The sequence below is a fragment of the Mesorhizobium sp. M0771 genome, assembly GCF_040320155.1.
Lineage (GTDB): Bacteria > Pseudomonadota > Alphaproteobacteria > Rhizobiales > Rhizobiaceae > Mesorhizobium.
This window is the reverse complement of sequence record NZ_JAMYPC010000014.1, coordinates 132,464-155,636: the sequence shown is the minus strand read 5'-3', so window position 1 is coordinate 155,636 and position 23,173 is coordinate 132,464. Positions and strand designations below refer to the sequence as shown.

The 23,173-nt window shown below is 62.8% G+C and carries 25 protein-coding genes; 11 read left to right on the top strand and 14 right to left on the bottom strand.

The features are described 5' to 3' along the window. The first annotated feature begins 132 nt into the window (after positions 1-132). The 6 genes from rbfA (at position 133) to NKI05_RS21205 (ending at position 6,657) form a co-directional block, all read left to right on the top strand. Entirely contained in the window at positions 133-552 is a 420-nt protein-coding gene (rbfA, locus tag NKI05_RS21230) for a 30S ribosome-binding factor RbfA (RefSeq protein ID WP_023669558.1), read from the top strand. Further along, positions 552-1,523, top strand: a complete 972-nt coding sequence (truB, locus tag NKI05_RS21225; protein ID WP_023816175.1) for a tRNA pseudouridine(55) synthase TruB — start codon at positions 552-554, stop codon at positions 1,521-1,523. Before rbfA ends, truB begins: the two co-directional genes overlap by 1 nt. Positions 1,524-1,567: 44 nt before the next feature. After that, a complete protein-coding gene (gene corA / locus NKI05_RS21220; RefSeq protein ID WP_023682006.1) occupies positions 1,568-2,662 on the top strand; it encodes a magnesium/cobalt transporter CorA in 1,095 nt (364 codons plus the stop codon). 95 nt (positions 2,663-2,757) lie between these two features. After that, positions 2,758-3,132 carry a 30S ribosomal protein S15 gene (gene rpsO, locus NKI05_RS21215; RefSeq protein WP_280790898.1) on the top strand — a complete coding sequence of 125 codons (375 nt, stop codon included), beginning with the start codon at positions 2,758-2,760 and terminating at the stop codon, positions 3,130-3,132. 278 nt (positions 3,133-3,410) lie between these two features. After that, a complete protein-coding gene (gene pnp / locus NKI05_RS21210) occupies positions 3,411-5,558 on the top strand; it encodes a polyribonucleotide nucleotidyltransferase (RefSeq protein ID WP_023816176.1) in 2,148 nt (715 codons plus the stop codon). Positions 5,559-5,643: 85 nt separating this feature from the next. Next, entirely contained in the window at positions 5,644-6,657 is a 1,014-nt protein-coding gene (locus tag NKI05_RS21205; protein WP_023708182.1) for a class I SAM-dependent methyltransferase, read from the top strand. Between the two features lie 16 nt (positions 6,658-6,673). On the opposite strand, the gene NKI05_RS21200 is transcribed toward NKI05_RS21205, so the two are convergent. From NKI05_RS21200 to fabA, 4 genes are all read right to left on the bottom strand, one after another. Then, a complete protein-coding gene (locus tag NKI05_RS21200) occupies positions 6,674-8,227 on the bottom strand; it encodes a putative bifunctional diguanylate cyclase/phosphodiesterase (RefSeq protein WP_023696729.1) in 1,554 nt (517 codons plus the stop codon). Positions 8,228-8,412: 185 nt separating this feature from the next. After that, positions 8,413-9,225: an enoyl-ACP reductase FabI gene (gene fabI / locus NKI05_RS21195; protein ID WP_023669564.1), complete on the bottom strand. Its 813-nt coding sequence runs from the start codon at positions 9,223-9,225 to the stop codon at positions 8,413-8,415. Positions 9,226-9,258: 33 nt separating this feature from the next. After that, complete coding sequence (fabB, locus tag NKI05_RS21190; RefSeq protein ID WP_023696728.1) at positions 9,259-10,479, bottom strand: beta-ketoacyl-ACP synthase I; 1,221 nt, start codon at positions 10,477-10,479, stop codon at positions 9,259-9,261. A 121-nt stretch (positions 10,480-10,600) separates the two neighbouring features. Then, positions 10,601-11,113 (bottom strand): 3-hydroxyacyl-[acyl-carrier-protein] dehydratase FabA, encoded by a 513-nt coding sequence (gene fabA, locus NKI05_RS21185; protein WP_352793081.1) that lies wholly within the window; start codon positions 11,111-11,113, stop codon positions 10,601-10,603. A 346-nt stretch (positions 11,114-11,459) separates the two neighbouring features. Between fabA and irrA the strand changes: the two genes are divergently transcribed. Both irrA and NKI05_RS21175 read left to right on the top strand, forming a co-directional pair. After that, entirely contained in the window at positions 11,460-11,891 is a 432-nt protein-coding gene (gene irrA / locus NKI05_RS21180) for an iron response transcriptional regulator IrrA (protein ID WP_023688734.1), read from the top strand. Positions 11,892-11,901: 10 nt separating this feature from the next. Then, positions 11,902-12,261 carry a DUF4260 domain-containing protein gene (locus NKI05_RS21175; protein ID WP_023816177.1) on the top strand — a complete coding sequence of 120 codons (360 nt, stop codon included), beginning with the start codon at positions 11,902-11,904 and terminating at the stop codon, positions 12,259-12,261. Positions 12,262-12,274: 13 nt separating this feature from the next. Here NKI05_RS21175 and NKI05_RS21170 read toward each other — a convergent pair whose 3' ends face one another. Next, a complete protein-coding gene (locus tag NKI05_RS21170) occupies positions 12,275-12,832 on the bottom strand; it encodes an SH3 domain-containing protein (protein WP_023669569.1) in 558 nt (185 codons plus the stop codon). 157 nt (positions 12,833-12,989) lie between these two features. Between NKI05_RS21170 and NKI05_RS21165 the strand changes: the two genes are divergently transcribed. Then, entirely contained in the window at positions 12,990-13,991 is a 1,002-nt protein-coding gene (locus tag NKI05_RS21165; protein WP_023669570.1) for a 2-hydroxyacid dehydrogenase, read from the top strand. A 12-nt stretch (positions 13,992-14,003) separates the two neighbouring features. Here NKI05_RS21165 and NKI05_RS21160 read toward each other — a convergent pair whose 3' ends face one another. From NKI05_RS21160 to dnaN, 6 genes are all read right to left on the bottom strand, one after another. Next, positions 14,004-14,417, bottom strand: coding sequence for an aconitase X swivel domain-containing protein (locus NKI05_RS21160; protein ID WP_023816178.1), 414 nt, complete (start codon positions 14,415-14,417; stop codon positions 14,004-14,006). After that, entirely contained in the window at positions 14,414-15,667 is a 1,254-nt protein-coding gene (locus NKI05_RS21155; RefSeq protein ID WP_023816179.1) for an aconitase X, read from the bottom strand. The genes NKI05_RS21160 and NKI05_RS21155 overlap by 4 nt, the downstream gene beginning before the upstream one ends. Further along, entirely contained in the window at positions 15,664-16,152 is a 489-nt protein-coding gene (locus NKI05_RS21150; protein ID WP_023699472.1) for a GNAT family N-acetyltransferase, read from the bottom strand. Before NKI05_RS21150 ends, NKI05_RS21155 begins: the two co-directional genes overlap by 4 nt. A 4-nt stretch (positions 16,153-16,156) precedes the next feature. Beyond that, positions 16,157-16,912, bottom strand: a complete 756-nt coding sequence (locus tag NKI05_RS21145) for a molybdopterin-synthase adenylyltransferase MoeB (RefSeq protein WP_352793077.1) — start codon at positions 16,910-16,912, stop codon at positions 16,157-16,159. 31 nt (positions 16,913-16,943) lie between these two features. Continuing rightward, a complete protein-coding gene (gene recF / locus NKI05_RS21140) occupies positions 16,944-18,089 on the bottom strand; it encodes a DNA replication/repair protein RecF (protein ID WP_023816180.1) in 1,146 nt (381 codons plus the stop codon). Between the two features lie 61 nt (positions 18,090-18,150). Continuing rightward, complete coding sequence (gene dnaN / locus NKI05_RS21135; protein WP_023669575.1) at positions 18,151-19,269, bottom strand: DNA polymerase III subunit beta; 1,119 nt, start codon at positions 19,267-19,269, stop codon at positions 18,151-18,153. Here dnaN and NKI05_RS21130 point away from each other — a divergent pair. Further along, positions 19,268-19,543 carry a hypothetical protein gene (locus tag NKI05_RS21130; RefSeq protein WP_155929713.1) on the top strand — a complete coding sequence of 92 codons (276 nt, stop codon included), beginning with the start codon at positions 19,268-19,270 and terminating at the stop codon, positions 19,541-19,543. The genes dnaN and NKI05_RS21130 overlap by 2 nt on opposite strands. Positions 19,544-19,568: 25 nt before the next feature. Here the strand turns inward: NKI05_RS21130 and dnaA are convergent, their stop codons facing one another. Further along, a complete protein-coding gene (gene dnaA / locus NKI05_RS21125; protein ID WP_031205767.1) occupies positions 19,569-21,113 on the bottom strand; it encodes a chromosomal replication initiator protein DnaA in 1,545 nt (514 codons plus the stop codon). Positions 21,114-21,719: 606 nt separating this feature from the next. Here dnaA and NKI05_RS21120 point away from each other — a divergent pair. Then, a complete protein-coding gene (locus tag NKI05_RS21120; protein ID WP_155923752.1) occupies positions 21,720-21,935 on the top strand; it encodes a hypothetical protein in 216 nt (71 codons plus the stop codon). A gap of 26 nt (positions 21,936-21,961) precedes the next feature. Here NKI05_RS21120 and rpsT read toward each other — a convergent pair whose 3' ends face one another. Next, positions 21,962-22,228, bottom strand: a complete 267-nt coding sequence (gene rpsT / locus NKI05_RS21115; RefSeq protein WP_023681995.1) for a 30S ribosomal protein S20 — start codon at positions 22,226-22,228, stop codon at positions 21,962-21,964. A 159-nt stretch (positions 22,229-22,387) separates the two neighbouring features. Continuing rightward, positions 22,388-23,161: an enoyl-CoA hydratase gene (locus tag NKI05_RS21110; protein ID WP_023681994.1), complete on the bottom strand. Its 774-nt coding sequence runs from the start codon at positions 23,159-23,161 to the stop codon at positions 22,388-22,390. Positions 23,162-23,173 lie beyond the last annotated feature (12 nt).

Here is a 23,173-nt window from a genome sequence, read left to right as displayed (position 1 = left end):
TGGTCGAAAGACCGCCGCCCTAACTTTAATGCCTGTCGCCCAAAAGTGCGGGATAAACGACATGCATAGAAACAAGTATGAGACATGCGGCACGGTCCCATCCCGCGCCTCACGCTTTCCGGATTGAGAAAAATGCCCCGTCCAACCGCCTCCAGCCCATCCCAGCGCATGCTTCGCGTCGCCGAACAGGTGCGCCATGCGCTGTCGGAAACCTTGCAGCGCGGCGAGATTATCGACCCGCTGATCGAGAACACCGTGGTTTCGGTCTCGGAAGTGCGCATGTCGACTGATCTGAGGGTCGCAACGGCCTTCGTTTCGCCGCTCGGCGCCAAGGACACGGGTGCGGTCATCGACGCGCTCAACAAGCATGCGAAGTTCGTCCGTGGCCGCGTCTCCGGCGCGCTCCGCCAGATGAAGTTCATGCCGGAGTTCCGCTTCAAGCTCGATACGTCCTTCGACAATTTCGCCAGGATCAACGATTTGCTGAAATCGCCCGAAGTCGCGCGAGACTTGGGTGCCGATGGCGAAGACAACGACAAGGACGAGAAATAGTGGGGCGCCGCGGCAAGAAGAAGGGCCGGCCGATCTCCGGCTGGGTGGTGCTGGACAAGCCGGTTGGCATGGGTTCGACCGAAGCCGTCTCCAAGATCAAATGGCTTTTCCAGGCCGAAAAGGCCGGCCATGCCGGCACACTCGACCCGCTGGCCTCTGGCATGCTGCCGATCGCGCTCGGCGAGGCAACCAAGACCGTGCCTTATGTACAGGACGGCGCCAAGATCTACCGGTTCACCGTCGCTTGGGGCGAGGAGCGTTCGACCGACGATCTCGAAGGCCCGGTGACGCAAAGTTCCGACCGCCGTCCGGCGGAAAACGACGTCAGGGCGCTGCTGCCGAACTACACCGGCGTCATCATGCAGACACCGCCGCAATTCTCGGCCATCAAGATATCAGGCGAACGCGCCTACGATCTCGCCCGTGGGGGCGAGGCGGTCGACATCCCCGCGCGCGAGATCGAGATCGGCCGTCTGGACATCGTCGAGCACGCTGCCGACCACACTTCGTTCGAGGTCGAATGCGGCAAGGGCACCTATGTGCGCTCGCTGGCCCGCGACATGGGCCGCGACCTCGGCTGCTTCGGTCATATCGCCGAATTGCGCCGGGTCGAGGTCGAGCCGTTCACCCAGGAGGATTTCGTCACCCTCGCCGAACTGGAAGTCGCCCGTTTCGGCGAACAGCGCGAAGCTGACGGAGAGGGCGACGCCGATGTTGCCGATGCGCCGATCGACTTTGGCGCCATCGATGCGCTGCTTGTCGACACGGCCGCCGCGCTCGACTGCCTGCCCCAGATCGCCATCAGCGACGAAGCGGCGACCAAGATCCGCCTTGGCAATCCCGTCATCATCCGCGGCCGCGACGCGCCCGTGGAAGCCGAGGAAGCCTGCGCCACCGCGCGCGGCAAGCTTGTCGCCATCGGCGCCATCGAGCAGGGCATGTTCAAGCCGAAGCGGGTCTTTGCCGGCTGACCACTCTCGTCTAGTCTTACGTCGACGTCACATCCGAGGGGCACATGGCAAAGGCTGAGGCGGTGAAGAAGCGGGCGCCGGTGACAACGCGCCGGCCGCCGGTTGGCGCCTCGCCTGGCACGCTGATCGCCGATCCGGCGGCGCGACGGTCCGAGCTGCGGCTGACGCTGATTTCGCCTGAAAAATTCAAGACCATCAACGATGCCAGTATCGACGATCTCAACACCCATTGCGACAACTGGCCGGTCGTCTGGTTGGACTGCACCGGTCTCGCCAACATCCAGCTGATCGAGGAGATCGGCCGGATCTTCAACCTGCATCCACTGGCTCTGGAAGATGTCGTCAACACCGGCCAGCGGCCGAAGGTCGACTTCTTCGAGGACCACGCCTTCGTCGTCATGCGCATGATCGACGACGTCAAGGTGCATCGCTATGAGCAGATCGCGGTGTTCTTCGGCAAGAAATTCGTCGTCACCTTCCAGGAGCGCGAAGGCGATCCGTTCGACCCCGTACGCAAGCGCATCGCGGCAGCGTTGCCCAACCGCTTGCGGATGCGCGGCGCCGACTATCTGGCCTATGCGCTCATCGACTCCATCGTCGACAGCTATTTCCCGCCGATTGAGGCCGCTAGCGAGGAGGTCGATGGCATCGAGGACGAGATGCTCAACACGCCTCACAAGCATCAGATGCGCCAGCTGCACGAATTGCGGCGCGACGCCAATGTGCTCAAGGGCGTGCTGTGGCCGATGCGCGACGCGCTGGCGACGCTGATCCGCAACGACGTGCCCTATGTGAAGCCGGAGACGAAAATCTTCTTCAACGACACGCTCGACCACGCATTGCGGCTGATCGAGCTGGTCGAGAACCAGCGTGATATGCTGACCGGCTTGATCGAAATGCATTTGTCGCTGAGCCAGGCACGCACCAACGATGTGATCTCTTATCTCACCATCGTCTCGGTGATTTTCATGCCGCTAACCTTCCTGGTCGGTATCTGGGGGATGAATTTCGATCCCGAGAGCTCGCCGTGGAACATGCCGGAACTGAAAGCCTACTATGGCTACCCGGCTTCGCTGCTGTTCATGCTGGCCGTTGCTGTCGGGCTGATCGTCTTCTTCAAAAGCAAGAAGTGGCTGTAAGGTTTCGGTGTCAGGGGAATCCTGGATTCCCGAGCAAAGGGCTGCGACAAGCCGGCTTTATGAATGGGCTGGTGTTTTCCGGGGAATTGCCCTATATGCGCCGCAGCATCGCGCCATGTCGCTTTGCTTGCACCGGCCCCTGCTGGACGACATCCCGGCTGAGGGCGACCCGTTTCCTCAAACAGATAAGGAAAAACACGATGTCGATTACTGCCGAGCGCAAACAGGAATTGATGGGTGAATTCGCAACCGCCAAGGGCGATACCGGGTCTCCGGAAGTCCAGGTGGCCATCCTTTCCGAGCGCATCAAGAACCTGACCGACCACTTCAAGGACCACAAGAAGGATAACCATTCCCGCCGTGGTCTGCTCGCTCTCGTCTCCCAGCGCCGCAGCCTGCTTGATTATCTCAAGCGCAAGGATGACGCGCGCTATCAGACGTTGATCGAGAAGCTCGGTCTGCGCCGTTGACGAATTGACCGGCGGGCTTTCGAAGGAGAGCCCGCCGGTCGCGCATTCTGCCAGTCGCATCGATTGGCTAGACCCGGTTTCGAGCGCGCAGAGGCCACTCGAAACCGCCCATGGACGGTCATGGGGCAGGATTGCAGGACGCTCGTGCGCTAACCAGTGCCGAAATCTACCCGAGCTTCCCGTTGTCTTGCCCGTGGCTGCCCGAGAAAGGAAGCCAGGGAAAGGGCATCCGCGCACCGTGAAACGGCGCGGCCCTTTCCGCTTATTAAGGACAAGATATGTTCAACTACCACAAAGTGGAAATCGAATGGGGCGGCCGTCCGCTCATCCTGGAAACCGGCAAGATCGCACGTCAGGCTGACGGCGCGGTGCTTGCGACCTACGGCGAAACCAAGGTTCTCGCCACCGTCGTTTCGATGAAGGAGCCGAAGCCAGGCCTCGATTTCTTCCCGCTGACCGTCAACTACCAGGAAAAGACCTACGCCGCCGGCAAGATCCCCGGCGGCTACTTCAAGCGCGAGGGACGTCCGAGCGAAAAGGAAACGCTGGTTTCCCGCCTGATCGACCGCCCGATCCGCCCGCTCTTCGCCGACGGCTACAAGAACGACACCCAGATCGTCGTCACCGTCGTCCAGCATGACCTCGAGAACGATCCCGATATCGTGTCGATCGTCGCCACCTCGGCCGCTTTGACGCTGTCGGGCGTTCCCTTCATGGGCCCGATCGGCGGCGCCCGAGTCGGCTACATCAACGGCGAATACGTGCTCAACCCGCATGTCGATGAGATGCAGGAATCCAGGCTCGACCTCATTGTCGCCGGCACCGCCGACGCCGTGCTGATGGTCGAGTCCGAAGCCAAGGAACTCGGCGAAGAGCTGATGCTCGGCGCCGTCATGTTCGGCCACAGGGGCTTCCAGCCGGTGATCGACGCCATCATCAAGCTGGCCGAAGTTGCCGCCAAGGAGCCGCGCGATTTCACAGCGCCGGACTACTCCGCGCTTGAAGCCGAAATGCTGAAGATCGTCGGCGACGAGCTCAGCAATGCCTACAAGAACGTCGATAAGCAGAAGCGTTACGCCGCCGTCGACGCCGTCAAGGCGAAGGTCAAGGCAGCGTTCGCTCCGGCCGAAGGCGAAGACGCCAAGTACACCTCCGAGCAGATCGGTTCGGTGTTCAAGGAACTCCAGGCCAAGGTCGTGCGCTGGAACATTCTCGACACCGGTTCGCGCATCGATGGCCGTGACCTCAAGACTGTCCGCAAGATCGTCTCGGAAGTCGGCGTCCTGCCGCGCACGCACGGTTCGGCGCTGTTCACCCGCGGCGAGACCCAGGCGCTGGTCGTTGCCACGCTGGGCACCGGCGAGGACGAGCAGTATGTCGATTCGCTGACCGGCATGTACAAGGAGAAGTTCCTCCTTCACTACAACTTCCCTCCCTACTCCGTCGGCGAGACCGGCCGCATGGGTTCGCCGGGCCGCCGCGAAATCGGCCACGGCAAGCTCGCCTGGCGCGCCATCCGTCCGATGCTGCCGAGCGCGGACCAGTTCCCCTACACGCTGCGCGTCGTCTCGGAGATCACCGAGTCCAACGGTTCGTCGTCGATGGCCACCGTCTGCGGCACATCGCTGGCGCTGATGGATGCCGGCGTTCCGCTGGCCAAGCCGGTTGCTGGTATCGCGATGGGCCTGATCAAGGAAGGCGAGCGCTTCGCGGTTCTGTCCGACATCCTGGGTGACGAAGATCACCTCGGCGACATGGACTTCAAGGTCGCCGGTACCGAAGGCGGCATCACCTCGCTGCAGATGGACATCAAGATCGAGGGCATCACCGAGGAGATCATGAAGATCGCGCTGGACCAGGCCAAGGATGGCCGCCAGCATATCCTCAGCGAGATGGCGCATGCTCTGACCGGCGCCCGCCCCGAACTCGGTGAGTTCGCACCGCGCATCGAGGTCATGCACATCCCGACCGACAAGATCCGCGACGTGATCGGCTCCGGCGGCAAGGTTATCCGCGAGATCGTCGAGAAGACCGGCGCCAAGATCAACATCGAGGACGACGGCACGGTCAAGATCGCTTCGTCGAACGCCAAGGAGATCGAGGCGGCCAAGAAGTGGATCCATACCATCGTCGCCGAGCCGGAAGTCGGCGAAATCTACGAAGGCACGGTCGTCAAGACCGCCGACTTCGGCGCTTTCGTCAACTTCTTCGGTCCGCGTGACGGCCTCGTCCACATCTCGCAGCTTGCCAACGACCGGGTCGCCAAGACCTCGGACGTCGTCAAGGAAGGCGACAAGGTCTGGGTCAAGCTGATGGGCTTCGACGAGCGCGGCAAGGTCCGCCTGTCGATGAAGGTCGTCGACCAGGCCACCGGCAAGGAAATCGCCCGCGACAAGAAGGCCGAAGGCGAAGAAAACGCCGCCTGAGTGGTCTGACAATAGAGTTGAACGGGCGCGGCTTATGTCGCGCCCGTTTTCGTTTAAGACCCGTCTACGACATGAGAATCGAAGAATGGCCGCTGAGCCGCTGAAGACACTGTTCCATCCCTTCGAGGCCGAGGGGCTCCCTCTGCCGCAAAAGGGCGAGCGTGTGTTGTTCCTGGGTGCGGAGCCCGGCTTCCGCTTGCCGGAAGGCTTCGAGGCAGAGCTCCATCTTGCACAGGGTTTCCGGCCGTATCTCCGAGCGCTGGAGCGTGCCGGCCACAAGGTAACGCCGCGCGCGGAAGGCGATGCATTCGATGCAGCGCTCGTGCTTGCCGGCCGCCATCGTGGGCTAAACGAGATGCGTATTGCCGAGGCGATCGAACGCGTCACGCCGGGCGGTCTGATCATTGTCGCCGGCGGCAAGGACGAAGGCATCGCCAGCCTGCGCAAGCGCATCGACGAGCTTGTTCCGATCGAAGGGCATCTGCCGAAATATCACGGCATCGCCTTCTGGCTTCGCCGTCCGGTCGATCTGGCGCCTGCGGAAAAACTGCGCGTCGCCAATCCCGCCTTGGTCGTAGAGGACCGCTTCCGCACCGCGCCCGGCATGTTCTCCTTCGACCGGATCGACGCCGGCTCGAAACTTCTGGTCGACAACCTGCCCAAAGACCTGCGCGGCAACATTGCGGATTTCTGCGCCGGCTGGGGTTATGTCGCCGCCGAGGTCGCGGCACGTTCATCCGGCATAACGGGGCTCGACCTTTACGAAGCGGATTTCGACGCGCTTGAGGCGGCCAAGGGCAATATCGGCCAGACAGGCTTCGAGCCCGGCTTCTTTTGGACCGATCTGCTGAGCGAGCCGGTCGAGCGGCGCTATGATGCCATCGTCATGAACCCGCCCTTCCATCGCAGCCGGGCGGCCGAGCCGGAAATCGGCGCCGGCATGATCCAGGCGGCGGGCAAGGCGCTGAAGCCGGGCGGGCGGCTGTTCATGGTGGCGAACCGTCAGCTGCCTTACGAACCGGTTCTGAAGGCCGTCTTCTCCAGCCATGCCGAGCTCGCCCGCGACGGCATGTTCAAGGTTTTCTCCGCGCGCCGATAGGACGGTGCCGGTCGCCTCAATGCATGCTGACGATGCGCGCCGGCTCGTGGACGGGAATGGTCGGTCTGATGTCGCCAGGCTTGATCTTGAGCGGCGCCGGCCTGCCGAACAGATAGCCCTGCACCATCTCGCAACCAGCTGCTTGCAAAAGCGTCGCCTGGTTCTCGGTCTCGACGCCTTCGGCGATGATGCCGACGCCGAGCGCCCGCGACAGGCCGACGATGGTAGAGACGACGGCGCCCGAATTCGAATCGGTGTCGATGCGGCTGACGAAGGAGCGGTCGATCTTCAGCTTGCCGAAGGCGAAGTCGATCAGGTAGCTGAGATTGGAATAGCCGGTGCCGAAATCGTCGACGGCCACCGAAATGCCCATGTCGGCAAGCTGCTGCAGGATGGTGGCGGCGCGGTCGCGGTCCTGCATCATCGCCGTCTCGGTCACTTCGAGCTCCAGCCGCGACGGCTTGATGCCGGTGCTGGCCATCGTATCGCGCACGATGCCGACGAAATCCTTGGTCATGAACTGGACCGGCGAGATGTTGACGGCAACGAAGCAGTCCTCGGGCAAATGACGGGCATCGCTGCAGGCCTTGTTCAGCACCCAATTGCCGATCGGGTGGATCATGCCGGTCTCTTCGGCGATCGGAATGAATTCCATCGGCGGGATCATGCCGCGTTCCGGGTGCTTCCAGCGGATCAGCGCCTCGTAGCCGACGATACGGCCGGTCGGCAGGTCGAGCTGCGGCTGGTAGTGAAGGTCGAAATCGCCACGGACGAAGGCGATGTGCAGTTCGGATTCGATCCAGTGGCGGTAGTCGGCGACCTGGCCCATGTCGGAATGGAAGACCGACCAGTTGCCCACGCCGCCGGCGCGGGCATTCTGCAGCGCCAGGTTGGAGCGGCGCAGGATGAGGACCGGATCGACGCCATCCTTTGGCATCGCCACGATGCCGACCGACAGGCCGACCGACTGCAGGTGGGAATCGAGCTGGTACGGCTTCAGCATCTCCTCGATCATGGTTTCGACGGTGCTTTCCATGGACCTTTGGAGTTGGTGTTCCCAGACAAGGATAGCGAACTCGCCGGCGCCGATGCGCCCCATCACCGCGCCTTCGGGCATGCAGGCCTTCAACCGCTTGGTGAAGCCGCGGATCAGTTCGTCGCCATGGCTGTAGCCGATGGCGTCGTTGATCTGCTTGAAGCGATCGATGTCGATGTCGATGAGGAACACCGGCTCACCGGTCCTGATCGTCGCGGACGCCGCGTCGGCAATCCTGCCGACCATCGCCGGCCGCGCAAAAAGCCCGGTCAGCTTGTCAAAATGGGTTTCGTTGAAAACGTAGTCCACCGATTCATCGACGCCGGCGAAGAAGGACAAGGCAGCACCGGCGGCGGCCAGCGCGCATAGCGCCGACGCGACGCCGATCATGGTTTCCGCCTGCATGCCGGCAAAGCCGTCCCCGAAACCATGCCGGAGGCCCCAAAGCCCAAGGATGAAACTGCCAAGGCCCGAACTGGCGACGGTGAGCAGCCGGAACACAGGTGTTCGCTTCGGGTTGCTGACAGCAGGCATTGCTCAGTCCCTGTCGCATGATCCCGAAATCAAATCGACTTTCGGGAAATATCAAGCGCAAATTTCATAAAGGCTAAAGCATCCTTTGCGCCCAGCAAGAACGCGCAGAGCCCAAGCCCATAGGACTTCTAGCGGATATCTCCTTAAAATGAGTTTCCGCCGATGCATCTAATTTTACTGGTGAGTTAATCGCGTACGCTGTCGGTCTGCTTCAACTCATCCAGGGTCGGCATCGACACGATGTGATAGCCGGAATCCACATAATGGATTTCGCCGGTGACGCCTGACGAGAGGTCGGACAAAAGATAGAGCGCCGAGCCGCCGACCTCGTCGATGGTCACCGTGCGGCGCAGCGGCGAGTTGCGCTGCTGGTAGGAGTACATGTGGCGGGCGTCCGAGATTCCGGCGCCGGCCAAAGTACGCACCGGTCCCGCCGATATGCCGTTCACCCGGATGCCGCGCGGGCCATAATCGTTGGCGAGATAGCGCACGCTGGCTTCCAGCCCGGCCTTGGCGACGCCCATGACGTTGTAGTTCGGCATGACGCGGACAGAGCCGGCATAGGTCAGCGTGATCATCGCGCCGCCTTCGCTCATCAGCGGGGCGGCATGGCGGGCGACCTCGGTGAAGGAGTAGCAGGAGATGACCATGGTGCGGACGAAATTGTCGCGGCTGGTGTCGGCGTAGAGCCCTTTGAGCTCGTTCTTGTCGGAAAAGCCGATGGCGTGGACGACGAAGTCGAGCCCGCCCCATTCCTTGCCGAGCGTCTCGAAGGTGGCGGCGACCGATGCGCTGTCCTCGACGTCGCACGGCACCACCAGTGACGCCCCAAGTTTCTCGGCAAGCGGCTTGACGCGGCGCCCGAAGGCGTCGCCCTGATAGGTGAAGGCAAGCTCCGCCCCGTGTTCGGACAATTTCCTGGCGATGCCCCAGGCGATCGAATGATCGTTGGCGACGCCCATGACAAGCCCGCGCTTGCCCTTCATCAGTCCGTCCATGGCCGGCAATCCCCCTACAAAAAAACGCTGGCCTTATGCGGAATAGCGCTGGAAAATCAGCGTTGCGTTGGTGCCACCGAAGCCGAACGAGTTGGACAAAACCGTGTCGATCCTGGCGTCGTCGATGCGCTTGCGCACGATCGGCATGCCCTCGAATTCGGGATCGAGGTTTTCGATATGGGCGCTCTCGCCGATGAAGCCGCCTTGCATCATCAGGATCGAGTAGATCGATTCCTGTACGCCGGCGGCACCCAGCGAATGGCCGGTCAGCGACTTGGTCGAGGTGATGAACGGCATCGTGTCGCCGAACACCTCTCGGATGGCGCCCATTTCCCGGGAATCGCCGACCGGCGTCGAGGTGCCGTGGGTGTTGATGTAGTCGACCGGCGTGGACACCGTCGCCAGAGCCTGGCGCATGCAGCGCACCGCGCCTTCGCCCGACGGCGCCACCATGTCGTAACCGTCCGACGTCGCGCCATAGCCGACGATCTCAGCGTAGATCTTGGCGCCGCGCGCCTTGGCGTGTTCGAGCTCCTCCAGGATGAGGACGCCCGCGCCGCCCGCGATGACGAAGCCGTCGCGATTGGCGTCATACGCGCGGGAAGCTGTCGGCGCACGATCGTTATACTTCGACGACATCGCGCCCATGGCATCGAACAGGTCCGACATCGTCCAGTCGAGGTCTTCATGGCCGCCGGCAAACATCACATCCTGCTTGCCCCACTGGATCAGTTCGTAGGCGTTGCCGATGCAATGCGCCGAGGTCGAGCAGGCCGACGAGATCGAATAGTTGACGCCGTGGATCTTGAACCAGGTGGCGAGCGTCGCCGACGCGGTCGACGACATCGCCTTCGGCACCGCGAACGGACCGATGCGCTTGGGGCTGTTGTTCTTGAGCGTGGTCTCGGCCGCCTCGACGATGGTGCGGGTCGAGGGGCCGCCCGAGCCCATGACGATGCCGGTGCGCTCATTGGTGATGTCGCTTTCGCCAAGCCCGGCGTCGGCGATCGCCTGGTCCATCGCGACATGGTTCCAGGCCGCGCCCTGGCTCAGGAAGCGCATGGCACGCCGGTCGATCATAGGGGTCGGGTCGAGCGTCGGCGCGCCCCAGACCTGGCAGCGGAAGCCGTGTTCGGCGAAGGAATCGGAGAAGCTGATGCCTGATTTGGCATCGTGGAGCGAGGATTGCACCTCGTTGGCGTTGTTGCCGATCGACGATACGATGCCGAGGCCTGTGACGACGACCCTTCTCATTCGCAACTCCTTCCAGCGGATGATCCCGAAACCGTAGCCGGTTTTGGCCGGCGATCATACGCAAAATCAAAATGCCGCAGCGTCGTTGCGCGTCCGGAACGCCCTGCTGCAGTGGCGCCGGTCAGGCGGCCGATTGCTTGGACAACCCCACCTTGAGGTCTGTCGCCGCGTATATGGGTTCGCCGTCGGCCTTAAGCCAGCCATCTGCGATGCCGAGCACCAGGCGTCCGCGCATCACGCGCTTGAAATCGATGCCGTATTCGACCTTCTTGACCGATGGCGTCACCATGCCCTTGAACTTGACTTCGCCGGTCGACAGCGCCATGCCCTTGCCCGGCTCGCCGAGCCAGCCGAGGTAAAACCCCGTCAATTGCCACATGGCGTCGAGGCCGAGGCAGCCCGGCATGACCGGATTGCCGATGAAATGGCAGGCGAAGAACCACAGGTCCGGCTTGATGTCGAATTCGGCGCGGATGAAGCCCTTGTCGTGGGCGCCGCCGGTTTCGCTGATCTCGGTGATGCGATCGAACATCAGCATCGGCGGGTAGGGCAGCTGGGCGTTGCCAGGCCCGAACAGCTCGCCGCGGGCGCAGGCGAGCAATTCCTCATAACCGTAGCTGGATTTACCCGCCATATGTCTCGTCCCCATGATCGTCCTGGGCGGTGGGGCGCCCTTGTCGTTGGTTTCCTAACACAATCCCTTTCGGGCCGGAAACCGGCGTTTGCGCTTAACCCGCCCGTCTGCCCGGGTCAATGCGCGCTCTCGCATCGGCCTGGAAATCGATTCGATTTCCGGAAAGCACGATGCGACGCCAAAAGAGTGATAGAGCGCAGTTGGTGCGTCCAACTGGACGCACGTCGCTCTATTGATCGTATTCGGCCAACAGAATATATGTCGGGAGGTATCCAGTTTCGGCCGATGACGTTTTTTCGCCACTCTGGGCGTGTCTTGAGGCAGAACTGTGGGCTTGGACGGATAGATGGATCTGGGCTGCCGGAAGGAAAATGTCGCTGTGGACAAGCGGGTTCGCGAAGCCGGCCTTAGGCCGACACGCCAACGCATTGCGCTGGCCGATCTGCTGTTTGCCAAGGGCGACCGCCACCTTTCGGCCGAGGAACTGCATGAAGAGGCGGTCGCCGCCGGCGTGCCGGTCTCGCTCGCCACCGTCTACAACGCGCTTCACCAGTTCACCCAGGCCGGCCTGCTGCGCATCCTGGCGGTCGAGGGGTCCAAGACCTATTTCGACACCAACACCTCCGATCACCATCATTTTTACATCGAAGGCGAAAACAGGATCTTCGATATAGAAAGCGGTCCGGTGACCGTCTCCAACCTGCCGGAGCCACCCGCAGGCATGGAGATCGCCAATGTCGACATCGTGGTGAGGCTGCGCCCGAAGCGCAGCGTTTAAGCCCCAACCCGTGAAACCTGTCGATTTTGCAATCCGGCTCGAATGGGTTGCGGTCGCGGTCGTGGCTATAGTCGCCTATGCCGCGTCAGGCGTTTCCTGGTGGCTGTTCGCCCTGCTTATTCTGGCGCCCGACCTGTCGATGCTGGGCTATCTCGCCGGGGCACGGATCGGCGCTGTCGCTTACAACGCGTTGCACATCTTGATCGTCCCGCTGTTGCTGGCCCTCGCCGGATATGTTCTGGCCGATTCGACGGCGACCGCGATTGGTCTGATCTGGATCATCCACATCGCCGTCGACCGCGCGCTCGGCTACGGTCTCAAACTGTCGACCGGTTTTCAGGACACCCATCTCGGCCGTATCGGCCGTTAGGCCTCCAGCAATCTCAATTCTTGACGTGCTCGCCGGGATAGGCGCCCCACACCTGCGACTGGGCGATCCAGCCGGTGTGGCCGTCGAAGGTCATTTCGCACCACTGGCCATCGCAGGTTTTGATCGTGCCCGTAACGCCCGGCTCGATGATGGCGATGACGCTGGCGTCCTTATCGGCATCGTCGAGCAGATTGATTCGGCCACCTTTGGTGCGTTGCCAAGGGGCGACGATCGCGGTCCGGCGGCCGGACAGCAGCGACTGGTTGATCCAACCCTCCGAGCCATCGGCATCGCGCACCCGCCGCCAGGTATCGAATTCCTGGATGATTTCCATCGGCAGGCCGGCCTTTGTGTACATCCAGTCGACGGAATAGTTGGCGCCGGGGCCAACGCGCGAGTTGACGCGAGCCGATTTCAGGCTGACGAAACGCGGCAGCGGCAGGCCGCTCGGCCCGAGCGTGACCGTCTGCACAGGTGCGGCGGCACCTTGCGCCGCGGCTTGCGGGGAATGCAGGAGAGCGCCGAGAAGCGCTGCGCTGAGGATCAGGCGAAGCGACGCGAAACCAGACACTTTCATTCCTTTCGGCGCGTGCCCTTTGGTCCGGGCGCCCCTTTTTCTTTGTCTTCGGCGGCACCGCTTGTTACAGGAGTGGCAGGCACCGCGACCGGTATTCAGTTTCGCCTGTCTTGGTTAAAGAGGTCTCAACGAGATCGGGTTCGAGGAAACAATGGCAGGCAAAAAACGGCCTCTCGTCGTCATCACGCGCAAGCTGCCCGATCCGGTCGAGACCCGCATGCGCGAACTCTTCGACGCCAGGCTGAATGTCGAGGACCGCCCGATGACGCAGCCGGAGCTGGTCGCGGCGATCAAGGAAGCCGATGTGCTGGTGCCGACCATCACCGACCAGATCGATGCGGCGCTGATTGCCCAGGCCGGCGACAATCTCAAGCTGATCGCCAATTTCGGAAATGGCGTCGACAAGATCGATGTGGCGGCGGCGGCCAGGAAAGGCATTACCGTCACCAACACGCCGAACGTGCTGACCGAGGATACGGCCGACATGACCATGGCGCTGATGCTGGCCGGCCCGCGGCGGCTGGCCGAAGGCGCCAATGTGCTCACCAGCGATAAGAAATGGGCCGGTTGGTCGCCGACCTGGATGCTCGGCCGGCGCATCTGGGGCAAGCGCCTCGGCATTGTCGGCATGGGCCGCATCGGCACCGCGGTTGCCAGGCGCGCCAAGGCTTTCGGCCTGTCGATCCACTACCATAACCGCCATCGCGTGCTGCCGGCGGTCGAGGAAGGGCTTGAGGCGACCTATTGGGAAAGCCTCGACCAGATGCTTGCCCGCATGGACATCATCTCGGTCAATTGCCCGTCGACGCCGGCGACCTTTCATCTGCTTTCGGCGCGGCGCCTGGCTCTGCTTCAGCCCACCGCCTATGTGGTCAACACCGCGCGTGGCGACATCATCGACGAGGAAGCGCTGGTCAAGCTGATCCAGGACGGCAAGATCGCCGGCGCCGGGCTCGACGTCTACGAGCACGAACCGGCGCTGAACTCGAAACTGCTGAAGCTTGCCGCGAAGAACAAGGTCGTGCTTTTGCCGCATATGGGTTCGGCGACGATCGAGGGCCGCATCGACATGGGCGAGAAGGTGATCATCAACATCCGCGCCTTCTTCGACGGCCACCGGCCGCCGGACCGCGTGCTGCCGCTACGGACTTGAAGCGGGCCGCGTTCAGGATGCGGTTGTGAGGGCGCCATCCGCCGCGACACTCACACGCTTGCCGCGATAGGCCTCAAAATCGTCGCGCTCGAGCTTGAGCGCTACCGGCGTCGGCCAGCCCATTTCCCTGGCCACGATCAAGCCAAGCAGCAGGATCGCGTCCGGCTCGTGCAGCACGAGTGCCGTCGGCGCATGGCCATTGTGGACGAGTTCCATCAGCACGGCTGACGCTGAGGACGAGCCGATCGTGCCGGGCAGGAACAGCACACGCCCGGAAATGGTCTCGCCATGATGCGGGTGACGGACATCGGCGATGCGGCCGCTCTTCGGATCGACGCCACCCCAGAAGCTGATTGGCGCGGTCAGCACCAAGGCCAGCCCTTCGCCTCCGCTGCCCGGCACCAGTATGTCGGCTGCAGCATTCATGCGGCGATGTCCGTAAACCTGGGCTTACCGGCAACTGCGCTTTCCACGCAGTCGGCCAGCGAGCCGTAAAGCACGGCGTAACCGGTATTGCCCGGCGCGTAGTGCGCGAATTTTCCCGAATTGGTCATCAGCACGCCGCCGGCCAGATCCGGCAGGATCGGCGTCACCACCACGCAGGTGTCGGCGACGATGATGACGCCGCTGGCTTCGAGCATCTTGCGCTTGCCGTTCTGCTCCAGCCTGGTGAGCACGTGGCGGCCGGTGCAGGCGTAAATCGGCACGCTGAGCCGCCGCCCGCCAATCAGCCGCTCAAGTGCATCGAATTCGGCCAAAGACAGATGCGGACTGCCGATCGCCACGGCATCGATGGCGGTCTGCGTGGCTGCGGTGGACAGGCCGGCGCGGGCCTTCATGGCCATCTCCGGCGTTACGCGGATCATCGTTTCCGGCCTGCCGCCCACCAGGATGGTCTCGGCGTCGGGCGCCTCGGGCGTCACGCCGGCAATGTGGAACAGGCCGACGGCGCCCGACGATGCCGCCGCCGCGCCGAAGGCCTTCAGCGCATCCTCGCCGGGATGGCTGGATATGCCGGTGACGACGCCGATCGCATTGCCGACCTCACGGCCGTAGAGGTTGCCCAGCACCGGCCAGGCGATCTCGGAGCCAAGGAACGAGGCGGATAGGCCGGACACATCGAACAACAGCCGTGCCTGCCGGTTCTCGGGGCGATGCAGGCCGTAATCCGGCGCGCGGCCCGATATGGCGCAGGCGATGTCGAGGAAGTCGCCATAGCGGTTGGTGCGTGCCCCCAGAACCGAATTGCAGAACACCACCGCGTTGGATTCACCCCAGGCGACATCGCTGCCAAGCGCCGGCCTGTGGCCGGCCTGATAGGGCGCGCAGGTCCAGCTCTGCTCGCAGCCCAGTTTGCGGTAGGCCTCCATCATTCGTCGCGCCATGCCGCGCGCCGGCTCTTCGAGGCGCACGCGCGAGCAGCCCATCAGGTCGAGCGCGCCGACATTGAGCGTCGAGCGCACCGCGACCCTGGCGCCGCTATCGACCAGCCTTTCGGCAAACAGCGTGCCGGAATCGCCGTGATAGAGCGCGCCGTCTATATGCGTCGAGGCGATCGGGATAAGTCGCGGCGCGCCGAGCAGCGCAGCGCTTTCGGCAACGATGCGCATCGCCATCGCCGCCCCGTCATGGCCGGAGGCGACTGTCTGCTCCTGTGAGCTGAGTGCAAGGCTCACGCCAACTCCTTGCGCAAGGTGATCGAGGTCGGCCGGTCATAGCCGTCATGCGCGGTGCGTTCAGTCTCGCGAAAGCCGAGACCGGCAAAGGTTGCATGATTTACGGTCAGTTCGATTCGCGTCTGCAGTTCGATGGCCGGTTTGTTCCGGCTGCGGGCGAGAAATTCGACAGCCTGCATCAGCCGCCTGCCGATGCCTTGCCCTTGAAGCTCAGGTTCGACGGCGAGCTTGCCGATGTAGAAATCATCGGCTCTCTCCAGCGCGAAAACGCAGCCGGCGATCCTGTCATCCTGCAGGGCCAGCAACACGGTCTCTCGGCCAGCCTTGTCCCTGAGGTTTCCGGCGTTCAGCAGATGTGCCGAGGAGGGCGGGTCGATGACGCCGTCCATCGGTGCAAAGGCGCGCATGATCAGGCTGAGCAGTTCGTCCCAGCGCTCGAAATCGGAGGCAAGCTGCGTAACAAGGACGCTGGTGGACTGATCCATAAGCTCAGTTTCTCTTGTAACGGATCGTGTCGAAGCGCGCCGACAGTGCATCGTAGAGCAGCAGCCGGCCGACCAGTGGTTCGCCGATACCGGTGATCAGCTTGATGGCTTCCATTGCCTGCAAGGTGCCGATGACGCCGGTCAGCGCACCGACGACCCCGGCCACCGCGCAGGACGGCACCAGTCCTTCCGGCGGCGCTTCAGGAAAGAGGTCGCGATATCCAGGGTTCGGTCTGCCGTCGGTGCCGGTGCCGAACGGCATCAACACCGTAACCGAGCCGTCGAAGCGGCCGACGGCGGCATGCACGAGCGGCCGCTTTTCCGCCGCGCAGGCATCCGCCACCAAATAGCGCGTCTCGAAATTGTCGGAGCCGTCGACGACCACGTCGTAGCGCGCCACGAGAACGGCAGCATTGTCGGCCGTCAGCCTGAAATCGTGCAATTCCACCGCGACATGGGGATTGATCCGAGCGATCGCTGCTTTGGCGCTCTCAGTCTTCGCCGTGCCGACCGTATCGGTGGCGTGGATCACTTGCCGCTGCAGATTGGACAGCGAGACAATATCGTCGTCGACGATGCCAAGCGTGCCGACGCCTGCGGCAGCGAGATATTCCAGCACCGGCGCGCCGAGGCCGCCGGCGCCGATCACCAGCACTCGCGCCCGCTTCAGCCTCTGCTGGCCGGCGCCGCCGATCTCAGGCAGCACGATGTGGCGGGCATAGCGTTCGAGTTCTTCGTCGGTGAGGGCGGCAGGGGTCATTGCCCGACCATATAGCGGAGCAAAAACCTTGTCAGGTCTCTTCGGTTGGCCCAACCGTGCCGTGGTCGACGGTGAGGAACTGCGCGCGTCCCCTCAGGCTGGAAAACAGCGCGGCGTCGGTTCCGGTCATGAAGGCCTGGCAGTTCAGCTCCTCCAGGATCGAGAACAGCGCGGCGCGCCGGCCGGCATCGAGATGCGCGGCAATCTCGTCGAGCAGCAGGATCGGCGTCATCGCCGACATCTCGCCGGTCAGCCTTGCGTGCGACAACACGATGCCGACCAGCAGCGCCTTCTGCTCTCCGGTCGAGCAGAGTTCGGCCGGCATCGCCTTGGGGCGGTGGCGCACCAGCAGATCCGAACGGTGCGGGCCGTCGAGCGTGCGTCCGGCGGCGCGGTCGCGCTCGCGGCCGTCGGCAAGGGCGTCGCGATAGCGTTGCTCGACATCCACAGCGGGTGCTGAGGCGACATGGCTTTCAAGGTCGCCGAAGAGGCTGATGTCGGCTTGCGGAAACGGCCCGCTGGACGGCAACCTGTCGATCATGGCGGCCAGCAGGCGCACCAGCTCGGCGCGCGCCGCGGCAATCGCCACGCCGGTTTCGACCATTTGCATCTCGATGGCGTCGAACCATGCGCCGTCTCGCGAACCTTCCGTAAGCAATCGGTTACGTCCGCGCATCGCCTTCTCATAGTCGAGCGCGCGCTGGCCGTGGCCGGGATCGACAGCCAAAACCAGCCGGTCGAGAAAGCGCCGCCGGTCCGCGGCAGGTCCGGGGAACAGGCCGTCCATGGCCGGCGTCAGCCAGACGACGCGCAGCCATTCCAGCATGGCGTCGGCCGACCGTGCCGGCGCGCCATTGATGCGCACCTTGCGACCGCCCTCGCCGGCCGCTTCACCCCCGGTGATGCCGGTGCCGATCTCGACCTGCCCCTCCGGCCCGTCGAGCCTTGCGTGCAGCGCAAAGCCGCCATCGCCGCCTTCGCGGGCCACGTCGACATAGGGCGCCCGGCGCAGGCCGCGGCCAGGCGTCAGCAGCGAGATGGCTTCCAGGAGATTGGTCTTGCCGGCGCCATTGTCGCCGGAAAACACCACCGCGCCGGGTGAAAAGCCGATCGACAACGCCGCATAATTGCGGAAGTTCGTAAGTGTGAGCTTACTTATGTGATTTTGTTCCGGCAACCGCTATCCGCCTGTAGAAGTCGCCGCAATCACTATGCTGCAGTGTGCCGCAGTGCGGCTGCTACACCCGCATCGGCATCAGCACGTAGAGCGCGGTCTCATCGGCCATGTCGTGGATCAGCGTCGGCGAGCCGGCATCGGCCAGCATGAACTTGGCTTCCGTGCCGGTCAGTTGAGCAGCGACGTCGAGCAGATATTTGGCGTTGAAGCCGATCTCGATCGGGTCTGAGGAGTAATCAGCGGCCAGTTCCTCGGTGGCGCTGCCCGAATCCGGATTGTTGACGGCAAGCGTCACCTGGCCTTCGGTGATCGAAAGCTTCACCGCGCGGCCGCGTTCGGAGGAGATGGTCGAGACGCGATCGACGGCGGCGGCGAAGCTCTGGCGGTCGATGATCAGCTTCTTGTCGTTGCCGGTCGGGATGACGCGCTGGTAGTCCGGGAAAGTGCCGTCGATCAGCTTCGAGGTCAGAACCACGCTGCCGATGGTGAAGCGGATCTTGGTGTCGGACAATTCGGTGGTCACCGCGACATCGGGATCGTCGACCAGCTTCTGCAACTCGCTGACCGTCTTGCGCGGAATGATGATGCCCGGCATGCCTTCGGACCCGGCCGGAGCGTCGATTTCGGCGCGCGCCAGGCGGTGGCCGTCGGTCGCCACCGAACGCAGCTTCAGCTTGCCGCCGGTTTCATGCGTGTGCAGGTAGATGCCGTTGAGATAGTAGCGCGTCTCTTCGGTGGAGATGGCGAACTGGGTCTTTTCGATAAGGCCTCTCAGGGCGACGGAATCGAGCCGGAAGATGTGTGAGAAGGATCCCGCCGAAAGCTCAGGGAAATCGGACTGCGGCAGGCATTGCAGGCGAAAGCTCGAGCGGCCCGACGTCACCGTCATGGCGTTGCCGTCCTCGTCGGTCTTCAGCATCACTTCGGCGCCGTCGGCCAGCTTGCGCACGATGTCGTAGAGCAGGTGCGCCGGAACCGTCGTCGCCCCGCCGCGCTCGACCTTTGCCGGCGTCGCTTCGGTCACTTCGAGGTCGAGGTCGGTGGCTTTCATTTCAAGGCTGGCGCCCTCGGCGCTGAGCAGCACGTTCGACAGGATCGGTATGGTATTGCGCCGCTCGACCACGCGATGAACGTGGTTGAGCGACTTCAGGAGATTGGACCGTTCCAGGATAACACGCATGACGAAACAGGCTCGCTTGAATGAATGGACGGGTCACCAGTGGGCGGCGCCCCGCGAAAGGTCTGAACAGGCTCAGAATCTATGCAAACTGACAGGAAAAAGCCAGCAAACGCAAGTCCGGGCCACCGGTTCGCGCCGGTTAAGCGGGCTTTCTGGGGATAAAGCAGACGTTGGCCGGCAACCGGTGCATGTCGCCCAAAACTGCGCAGCGGTTTTGGAACAACGACATGCATCAAAACAAGAGAATTTAAAGCGCGACGACCGAATACTCTAACCCGGCGCTCCGTTTGCCGCGTCGATCAGGCTTGGTCGTTGATCAGCCTGCGCAACAGTTCCAGTTCTTGCGCCAGCGTGTTGTCGACGCCGGAAAGGTCCTCGATCTTGCGCACCGCATGCAGCACCGTGGTATGGTCGCGGCCGCCGAAACGCCGGCCGATCTCCGGCAGCGAGCGCGGCGTCAATACCTTCGACAGGTACATGGCGACCTGCCTGGGCTTGACGATGGTGCGCGTGCGCCGGTTGGACAGCAACTCGGTCTTCGACACATTGTAGTGGCGCGCCACGATGCGCTGGATGTCCTCGATGCGCACCCGCTTCGGCTCGCCAGAGCGATAGATGTGGCCGAGGATCTCGTCGATGCGGTCGATGGTGATCGCCGGCTCGAACGACTGACGAAACAGCAGCTGGTTGAACGCGCCCTCCAGCTCACGACCGCTGCCGGTCACCGTGCGGGCGACATGGTTGAGGATCTCCTCCGAAATATTAAGCGATGCATCGTCGACCTTGGCGGTGGCAAGCCGAAGTTTGAGCATGCCGATGCGCATGGCGAAGTCCGGCGCCGACATTTCCAGCGCGACACCGCCATTGAGGCGCGAGCGCACCCGCGGTTCCAGCGATTCCAGTTCCGACGGCGGCCTGTCGGCGGCTACCACCACTTGCTTGGCGCTGTCGAGCAGCATGTTGATGAGATGGCAGAATTCGTGCTGGATCGACTTGCCCTGCAGGAACTGCATGTCGTCGATGATCAAGAGGTCGATGTCGCGCAGCTGTTCCTTCAGCGTCAGCGCATTGTTGTCGCGGATCGCGGTGGCGAAGCGCCACATGAAATATTCGGCCGTCAGATAGACGACGCGCGATTTCGGGTTCTGTTTCAGGGATTCGGCCGCAATCGCCTGCAAAAGGTGCGTCTTGCCGAGCCCGACGGTTGCATGAAGGAACAGCGGGTTGAAGCGCACCGCGCTCGACTGCGATTCCGCCACGGCTTTGGCTGCGGCGAAAGCCACCCGGTTCGACGGGCCTTCGATGAAGGAGCCGAACGTGTAGCGCGGGTCGAGCGGCGACCCCAGCACATTGTGCCGGAATTCGCTCTCGACCGGCGTGCCGGGACGAGGGGCGGGCGCCCGCTCCATCCTGCCGGGGCCGACCGTGCCGGCCGCCAATGCGGTCTGCGTATGCTTGGTCATCTTGCGCGCCGGCACGGCCTCGGGTTCGACGCCATTGCGGGCAGGACGGGTCGCGGTGCGCACGACCATCTCGATCTTGAGGATTTCGGGATCCTCGTGCTTCCACAGATCGGCGATGAGATCGAGATAATGGCCATTGATCCACGAGCGCAGGAAGGCCGTGGGCACCGAGATGCGTACAATGCCCCGGGAAGCCTCAGCCACCTTCATACGGCCGAACCAGCTCGAATAGACCTCGGTTCCCAGGCGCGCCTTCAACTGGGCCTTGACCCGGTCGAACTTCTGTTCCGCGTCGCTGGAAGCCACCATATCGTGCGCTCCGACCAATGTTCCGGGAAATGGCAGGTCGCCCGTAAGCTCCCGCTCGATGCCGCTCTGCATGATTGTGCGTCCCTTTTTCCTTTGTACCTTTTTCCCGCCGGGAGTGCGCCTCCTGCACCCATGTTTCCGGCGACCGTATCTTCGCTACAACACCACCGCCGCCGCCGGCGGATGACGTTGCCTCGTCAAAAAGGGATCGGTCCCGGCTGCTTAAAGCCAGTCCGTCTGACATGTTCGGGCAAAGCGGTGCTGCCCGGCGAAAACGCCGGTGCGCCATCAAGCTGCCATGTACAATTACGCCAGTCCCCTATCGTATCGAAAAGGCAAGCCATACCCGTTCGCGGAATTGATCCACGTCATGAATTCTGCCACTGTTAGCTGGCCGATTCAGGCTGGGTTAAGGGCTAATGGCCCGTCCCTTTCGATAGATCGACATTACCGAAATCGCTGTGGATAGGGCAAGGCCACCTCTAACGGATTTTTAAGGAATCTGGTTGATGAACAACGGTTCGGGCTCCGTGCTGGAAGCGCATATTTTGACAAAGCCATTGGGATTCAAACCCTTTTGCCGCGAATATGAAAATGGCTGTGCGGTTTGAAATTTTCTGAAATAATTCGCTTGACACCAACTTGCTGCCTATCGCCCACAGGCGATGTGAACAAGCTGTGGATCACTTCCAGCAAGTCGTTGAAAAATATCAGCAATTTGTGACAGCCAAATTTATTGGCGTGGGCCGTTTCGGCGGATTGGAATATCAGTGGGAGTGTATGTGCCGGCAAAGCATTCCAGACTCTGGAATGCGGCTCGGGCGTGCTTTGCGGCCGTTCTTTTTAAGTGCTTGCCGGCAAACGAAAAAACCCGGCACGATTGGCCGGGTTTGAAAGAACGACAGTTCAGGAACGGTCAATCAGGCCGACAGCACCTTGAGGCGGTGAGCCAGACGCGACACCTTGCGCGATGCCGTATTCTTATGGATCACGCCCTTGGTCGCGGCGCGCATCAATTCCGGCTCTGCGGTCTTGAAGGCTTCCAGCGCGGCTGCCTTGTCGCCGGCAGCCAGTGCCTCTTCGACCTGGCGGACATATGTACGCACGCGCGAGCGGCGGTTCTTGTTGATCGCTGCGCGGCGGGCGATCTTGCGCGTTGCCTTTTTGGCCGAGGAGGTATTGGCCATGATGCCTCTCTTCTGATCTGGTGGGCGCATGCGGGATGCCGCAGGGCGCAAAAAACAAACGGGCAGCCAACGGCCGCCTCGGTTGGAGCGGCTTATAGTTCAGCTTTTCCGGCGCGTCAACGCCGCTTTGGCTTCTTTTTGGTCCTCGCCGCCGCCACTCTAGCGATTGGTGAAATTCGGCTTCCGCTTCTCGGCAAAGGCTGCCATCCCTTCCTTCTGGTCGTCGAGCGCAAACAGCGAGTGGAACAGCCGGCGTTCGAAGCGCAGTCCCTCCGCCAGCGTCGTCTCGTAGGCGCGGTTGACTGCCTCCTTGGCCATCATCACCGATGGCAGTGAAAACTCTGATATCCTGGCCGCGGCCTTCATCGCCTCCTCGATCAACTCGCCGGCCGGCACGACGCGCGAGGCCAGGCCGCTGCGCTCGGCTTCGGCGGCATCCATCATCCGACCGGTCAGGCACATGTCCATGGCCTTCGACTTGCCGACAAAGCGGGTCAGCCGTTGCGAGCCGCCCATGCCGGGAATGACGCCAAGCGTGATTTCGGGTTGGCCGAACTTGGCCGTGTCGGCGGCAATGATGAAATCGCACATCATCGCCAGTTCGCAGCCGCCGCCCAGCGCATAGCCCGCGACAGCGGCGATCATCGGCTTGCGCGCACGGGTAAACTCTTCCCAGCCGACGAAGAAATCCTGCACATAGGCCTCCGCGTAGGTGACGGCCTGCATTTCCTTGATGTCGGCGCCCGCCGCAAAAGCCTTCTCGGAACCGGTGATGACCATGGCGCCGATGCCGGGATCGGCGTCGAACCCCTTTGCCGCCGTCAGCAAATCCGCCAGCACCTGCGCGTTCAGCGCGTTGAGCGCCTTAGGCCGGTTCAACGTGATCAGGCCGACCTTGCCGCGCGTCTCGACGATGATGGTTTCATAGCTCATGGGCTGGCCTCC

What these genes read in the sequence shown, in the direction of transcription:
- NKI05_RS21150 (WP_023699472.1), bottom strand. Translation starts at nt 16,152, where the DNA reads ATGGATCAGTCCACCAGCGTCCTTGTTACGCAGCTTGCCTCCGATTTC.
- NKI05_RS21160 (WP_023816178.1), bottom strand. Translation starts at nt 14,417, where the DNA reads ATGAATGCTGCAGCCGACATACTGGTGCCGGGCAGCGGAGGCGAAGGG.
- NKI05_RS21205 (WP_023708182.1), top strand. Translation starts at nt 5,644, where the DNA reads ATGGCCGCTGAGCCGCTGAAGACACTGTTCCATCCCTTCGAGGCCGAG.
- NKI05_RS21110 (WP_023681994.1), bottom strand. Translation starts at nt 23,161, where the DNA reads ATGAGCTATGAAACCATCATCGTCGAGACGCGCGGCAAGGTCGGCCTG.
- rpsT (WP_023681995.1), bottom strand. Translation starts at nt 22,228, where the DNA reads ATGGCCAATACCTCCTCGGCCAAAAAGGCAACGCGCAAGATCGCCCGC.
- fabA (WP_352793081.1), bottom strand. Translation starts at nt 11,113, where the DNA reads ATGGCGGGTAAATCCAGCTACGGTTATGAGGAATTGCTCGCCTGCGCC.
- dnaA (WP_031205767.1), bottom strand. Translation starts at nt 21,113, where the DNA reads ATGCAGAGCGGCATCGAGCGGGAGCTTACGGGCGACCTGCCATTTCCC.
- fabI (WP_023669564.1), bottom strand. Translation starts at nt 9,225, where the DNA reads ATGGACGGACTGATGAAGGGCAAGCGCGGGCTTGTCATGGGCGTCGCC.
- corA (WP_023682006.1), top strand. Translation starts at nt 1,568, where the DNA reads ATGGCAAAGGCTGAGGCGGTGAAGAAGCGGGCGCCGGTGACAACGCGC.
- rpsO (WP_280790898.1), top strand. Translation starts at nt 2,758, where the DNA reads ATGCGCCGCAGCATCGCGCCATGTCGCTTTGCTTGCACCGGCCCCTGC.
- rbfA (WP_023669558.1), top strand. Translation starts at nt 133, where the DNA reads ATGCCCCGTCCAACCGCCTCCAGCCCATCCCAGCGCATGCTTCGCGTC.
- NKI05_RS21200 (WP_023696729.1), bottom strand. Translation starts at nt 8,227, where the DNA reads ATGCCTGCTGTCAGCAACCCGAAGCGAACACCTGTGTTCCGGCTGCTC.
- NKI05_RS21130 (WP_155929713.1), top strand. Translation starts at nt 19,268, where the DNA reads ATGACGAAACAGGCTCGCTTGAATGAATGGACGGGTCACCAGTGGGCG.
- dnaN (WP_023669575.1), bottom strand. Translation starts at nt 19,269, where the DNA reads ATGCGTGTTATCCTGGAACGGTCCAATCTCCTGAAGTCGCTCAACCAC.
- irrA (WP_023688734.1), top strand. Translation starts at nt 11,460, where the DNA reads ATGGATCTGGGCTGCCGGAAGGAAAATGTCGCTGTGGACAAGCGGGTT.
- NKI05_RS21145 (WP_352793077.1), bottom strand. Translation starts at nt 16,912, where the DNA reads ATGACCCCTGCCGCCCTCACCGACGAAGAACTCGAACGCTATGCCCGC.
- pnp (WP_023816176.1), top strand. Translation starts at nt 3,411, where the DNA reads ATGTTCAACTACCACAAAGTGGAAATCGAATGGGGCGGCCGTCCGCTC.
- fabB (WP_023696728.1), bottom strand. Translation starts at nt 10,479, where the DNA reads ATGAGAAGGGTCGTCGTCACAGGCCTCGGCATCGTATCGTCGATCGGC.
- NKI05_RS21165 (WP_023669570.1), top strand. Translation starts at nt 12,990, where the DNA reads ATGGCAGGCAAAAAACGGCCTCTCGTCGTCATCACGCGCAAGCTGCCC.